General features: G+C 37.3%; 5 protein-coding genes. 3 read left to right on the top strand and 2 right to left on the bottom strand.

Annotation, left to right across the window (positions count from 1 at the left end):
- Both AAC037_RS19750 and AAC037_RS19755 read right to left on the bottom strand, forming a co-directional pair.
- On the bottom strand, nucleotides 1–359 hold a 359-nt coding region (locus AAC037_RS19750), incomplete at its 3' end, for a hypothetical protein (protein WP_339905034.1).
- Nucleotides 356–961: an outer membrane beta-barrel protein gene (locus AAC037_RS19755; protein WP_339905035.1), complete on the bottom strand. Its 606-nt coding sequence runs from the start codon at nucleotides 959–961 to the stop codon at nucleotides 356–358. The genes AAC037_RS19755 and AAC037_RS19750, both read right to left, overlap by 4 nt.
- 433 nt (nucleotides 962–1,394) lie before the next feature.
- Between AAC037_RS19755 and argS the strand changes: the two genes are divergently transcribed.
- The 3 genes from argS to AAC037_RS19770 all read left to right on the top strand — a co-directional run bounded on the left by argS (nucleotide 1,395) and on the right by AAC037_RS19770 (nucleotide 4,802).
- Entirely contained in the window at nucleotides 1,395–3,185 is a 1,791-nt protein-coding gene (gene argS, locus AAC037_RS19760; RefSeq protein WP_339905037.1) for an arginine--tRNA ligase, read from the top strand.
- Nucleotides 3,186–3,187: 2 nt separating this feature from the next.
- Nucleotides 3,188–3,793, top strand: coding sequence for a glutathione peroxidase (locus AAC037_RS19765; protein ID WP_339905039.1), 606 nt, complete (start codon nucleotides 3,188–3,190; stop codon nucleotides 3,791–3,793).
- A 97-nt stretch (nucleotides 3,794–3,890) separates the two neighbouring features.
- Nucleotides 3,891–4,802, top strand: coding sequence for a 1,4-dihydroxy-2-naphthoate polyprenyltransferase (locus AAC037_RS19770; protein ID WP_339905041.1), 912 nt, complete (start codon nucleotides 3,891–3,893; stop codon nucleotides 4,800–4,802).
- Nucleotides 4,803–4,862: the final 60 nt, after the last annotated feature.

Genomic DNA, 4,862 nt, shown 5'->3' on the forward strand with positions numbered 1-4,862 from the left:
GTACCTATCATAAACAACTTGGGGCGAATTTCAATGTGTTTTCTCAATCCCACAAAAACATCCCATTCTTTTCTTTCCCACCCAGAAGAATTGGGATTTTGGTTGAACCTTTTATTTCTCCTTTTATAAAAACTACCACCACCTATGATACTGAGCCGATCTTTAATAAAATAAGAATAGCTAGGTGTTAAACTGAAGGAATCATTCTGTTGGTTTTCTTGATCAGGTAAATCTACAGATCTATCACTCCATCCGAATTCCAAGCCCATAGAATGATTTCCTTGCGAAATCTGGGCATTTGCCTCTTGACCCATGGAATAAAACCCCAAGCAAACAAAAAAGATTAAGAACTTTTTCATTGGTCTTTTTGATTAATAAAATAAATGATTCCTATGCTGTTGGCGGTAATTAAATCTAAAGCAAACCGTGTATCATCATATTCCTGATTTGCTCCTGAAGAATTATATGACTTATGATAAACCAGACCACCCAAAGTAGCTTCTACCATCCATTTGGGGCTAATTTTATAGGATGCTCCAGGGGATAAAGATAATCCAAATGATCTGGGCTTATTTTCCTCTTCAAAGGATGAATTATAGGTGGCTTTGGGTTCTAAAAAAAAGTAAAAATTATCGACCACCGGAAAATATCTTCTAAAAAAAAGGCCTATACCGCCTGAAACTGTATTGGAACTGATTTTCTCGTTATTTGATGTAATGTTTTTATTCCAATAAAGATTAACCTGAGGATTGATGCCGATGACAGACAAGTCACTAATAAAGTAACCAAAATTTGGACTAAGGTTTATAGCGAGATAGGTGGAACGGTTTGTAGTTGAACTCTCTGCCTTATTTAGGGAAAGCCCAAAATTCCCCCCAACATACCGATCTCCTTTTTCAAATTGCGCAAAAGCAGTAGAGATCCCGGAAATAAAAAAGAGCAATAAGAGATATTGTTTCATATTATAGACCTGGTTAAACTTTATGAATTTTATTACTTATTTAGTTAGGTAAAGCTAATCGCATTGTATTACGAAATACTTAGTCTGATAGTTGTGGATTGTTACTGATTTTTTCTTTCTTATCGTTATAATTCTGTAATAGCTCTTTGCCCCAAAACATTCCAAGGTTTGGGATCAAGGGAAAATCAGTTGACATCCTCTTTTTAGCCTATTAATGCTATTTAATAAATCTATCCATTAAGCCCCTAGTTTTCAAATGCTTTGGCTTCAAGTATAAGAAGTGAAAATTCTCCCTCCCACTCTCCAGTTTCATATCAAGCATAGCAAGTGGTTATCGTCTAAAACCCTCTCCATATAATTTAAGCCCAGCCCTCTCCTCTTTGAAAGGAAAACCTTATATTTGCGCCTCGATAATTAGGAAGTAATTGATACCATGGAAATACAAGAAAGCATATTAAAGACAATAGCCGAGGCCTTTGAGCAACTATTTAATCATAAGGTAGAAAGTGAAGACCTAAGCCTTCAAGCTACCAGAAAAGAATTTGAAGGTAGTTATACTTTTGTGCTTTTCCCTTTCCTGAGGGTTACCAAAAGCTCTCCGGAACAATCCGGAGAAAAAATCGGTAATTTTTTAAAAGAAAATCACCCTTCTGTTGCTGATTTTAATGTAGTGAAAGGCTTCCTTAACATCAGTCTCTCCTCTGCTTTTTGGATTGAGCTTTTGTCAAAAATGAGGGAAGAAAAAGCCCCGGGTCATTTTGAACCTAGAAATCAGAAGGTGATGGTAGAATATAGTTCTCCAAACACCAACAAACCCCTTCACTTGGGACACTTACGAAATAATTTTCTTGGCTTTTCTGTTTCCAATATTCTCAGCGCCTATGGTTTTGAGGTAATTAAAACCAACCTTGTAAATGACCGAGGAATACATATTTGCAAGTCCATGGTGGCTTACCAGAAATTGGGTAATGAGGAGACTCCGGAAATGGCCGGGATGAAAGGAGATCATTTGGTAGGCAAGTATTATGTTTTATTTGACCAAGCCTACAAAAAACAAATAACGGAACTTGTGGCCACAGGGAAGACAGAAGAAGAGGCCAAAAAGGAAGCCCCTTGGATGAAAGAAGCGCAGGAATTATTGGTCAAGTGGGAACAAGGAGATGAAGAGACAGTTAACCTATGGAAAAAATTAAACAATTGGGTTTACGATGGTTTCAATGAAACCTATAATAAAATGCGGGTGTCATTTGACCAGTATTATTATGAATCCGACACCTACTTGCTAGGAAAAGACATTGTAACGGAAGGCTTAGAGAAAAAAGTTTTCTTTAAAAAAGAAAACGGTTCTGTGTGGGCTGATCTGAGCGATCAGGGCCTGGACGAAAAGCTGGTATTAAGAGCAGATGGAACCTCTGTATACATGACCCAAGATATGGGTACTGCAGACCTTAAGTTTAAAGACCATGGCATAGACAAATCTGTTTATGTAGTAGGCAATGAGCAAGATTATCATTTTGAGGTTTTGTTCAAGATCATGCAGTTATTGGAGCGTCCGTATGCCAACAATTTGCATCACCTTTCTTATGGAATGGTTGACTTACCTTCAGGCAAGATGAAGTCCCGAGAGGGAACAGTAGTGGATGCCGATGATTTGATCCAAGAAATGGTGGACACTGCTCGTACGCACACTCAAGAATTGGGTAAAATAGAAGGTTTTTCTCAGGATGAGGCAGAAAACCTCTATGAAATGCTTGGCTTAGGTGCCATCAAATACTTTTTACTGAAAGTAGACCCAAAAAAAAGAATGCTATTCAACCCTCAAGAATCTATTGAATTTCAAGGAAATACCGGGCCATTTATTCAGTACACACATGCCAGAATAGCAGCCATTCTAAGAAAAGCAGACCAGATCGGTCTGGATTACCGCAGCAATAATTTTGAAGGTCTAGCATCCTTGGAGACAGTAGAAAAACAATTGGTATATATGCTTTCAGACTATTCAAAGAAAATTGCTTTGGCAGCAGAGGAGTTGTCTCCGGCTGTAATTGCACAATATTTATTTGATTTAGCCAAGGAGTACAACAGATTTTATGCAGATCTACCTATATTTAGTGAAGCAAAAAATGAAGTAGAAGCCTTTAGGGTATCTTTGTCTGATCAAGTTGCAAAAACAATCAATGCAGGTATGAAGTTATTAGGTATAGATGTCCCACAAAAAATGTAACGATGAAATCAATATTCTTAGCCTTCGCAATTTCAGTGGTAGCTTTACAGTTTCCGCTGTGGAATAGCCAATCGAACATCCCTCTTAATGATCACAATATGGCAAACAACAGTATAGGGGCATTGCTCGAAAACAATAGTATTTATGATTTTACCTTAAATAATATTGATGGCAAACCTGTCAAACTTTCTGAATACAAGGGTAAAAAATTATTGCTTGTAAATGTAGCCTCCAAATGTGGGTATACTCCGCAGTATGAGGAGTTGCAAAAACTGTATGAAATATATAAGGGGAAACTAACAATTTTGGCTTTCCCTGCCAATAATTTTGGAGGCCAAGAACCGGGAACCAGTGAAGATATCAAATCTTTCTGTTCAGAGAATTATGGGGTTACTTTCCCGATTTTTGAAAAAATTTCAGTGAAAGGTGTAGACAAACACCCATTATACAGATGGCTTTCAGACAAAAAATTAAATGGCTGGAACAATGAAGAGCCTTCATGGAATTTTTGCAAATACTTTATCAATGAAAAAGGGGAATTGGTAAAGTTCTTTCCTTCAAAAGTTAAGCCAATGGATAAGGAGATTATTGAATTAATTGAAGCCTAAGTGTACTTGAGTACGCCATTTCAAAAATACCCTTGACAAAATTTAGGTGAATCCCCCTTAAAAAACGCACCTACATCCTTTTACTAGCCTAAAGACAATAAAATTGACCATTTCCACCAAAAAGCAAGCTTGGATCCACGCTCTTCGATTGAGGACACTTCCCTTGGCCTTATCAAGTATATTCATGGGAAGTTTTATTGCGTATCAAAAATCCGGGTTTAGATGGTCGGTTTTGATTATGGCTGCAATTACTACCACCCTATTACAGATCTTGTCTAATCTGGCGAATGACTATGGAGACAGTGTCAATGGAGCAGACCATGAAGGCAGACAAGGGCCTATTAGAGCTGTGCAAAGCGGGCTTATCAAACCCGCAGAAATGAAGATAGCCGTTATCATTTTTTCTATTCTTTCTTTGTTAAGTGGTTTGTGTCTCTTGTACATTGCCTTGGCGGATATTTATTTATTTTTACTATTTTTAGGCATAGGTATTTTGGCCATTTTTGCTGCAATAGCTTACACTTCCGGGAAAAGACCTTATGGATATGCCGGCTTAGGAGACATTTCAGTATTCTTGTTTTTTGGCTGTGTGGGTGTCATGGGCACCTATTATTTACACACCCTTAGCTTTGAACCAACATTGTGGTTACCCGCAGCGGCAATAGGCTTATTGAGTACAGCAGTATTAAATATAAACAATATTAGAGATATACAGTCTGATAAAGCAGCAGGTAAGCTTTCCATCCCAGTGAGAATCGGAAAAAAGGCTGCAGAAAACTACCATTGGGGATTAATCATTAGTGCCTTGGTATTACTACTGATTTTTGTGTTCATTGAACACGCCTATGGAGCTTTGGCATATCTATTGATGGCACCTTCAATATTAAAAACCGGCTGGGCTGTAGCTAAATTTGAAACTCCGGAAAAATTAGATCCCTATTTAAAAGTAATGGCAATGTCTACTTTATTTTGTGTCTTATTTTTTGGTATAGGTTGGCTGATTTTTTAATTCATCGATCTTTTTTGTGCTCATAATTGTTTACTTTTATATAGTTTAATTGATTCTTAA

Source organism: uncultured Cyclobacterium sp., assembly GCF_963976465.1.
Taxonomy (GTDB): Bacteria; Bacteroidota; Bacteroidia; order Cytophagales; family Cyclobacteriaceae; genus Cyclobacterium.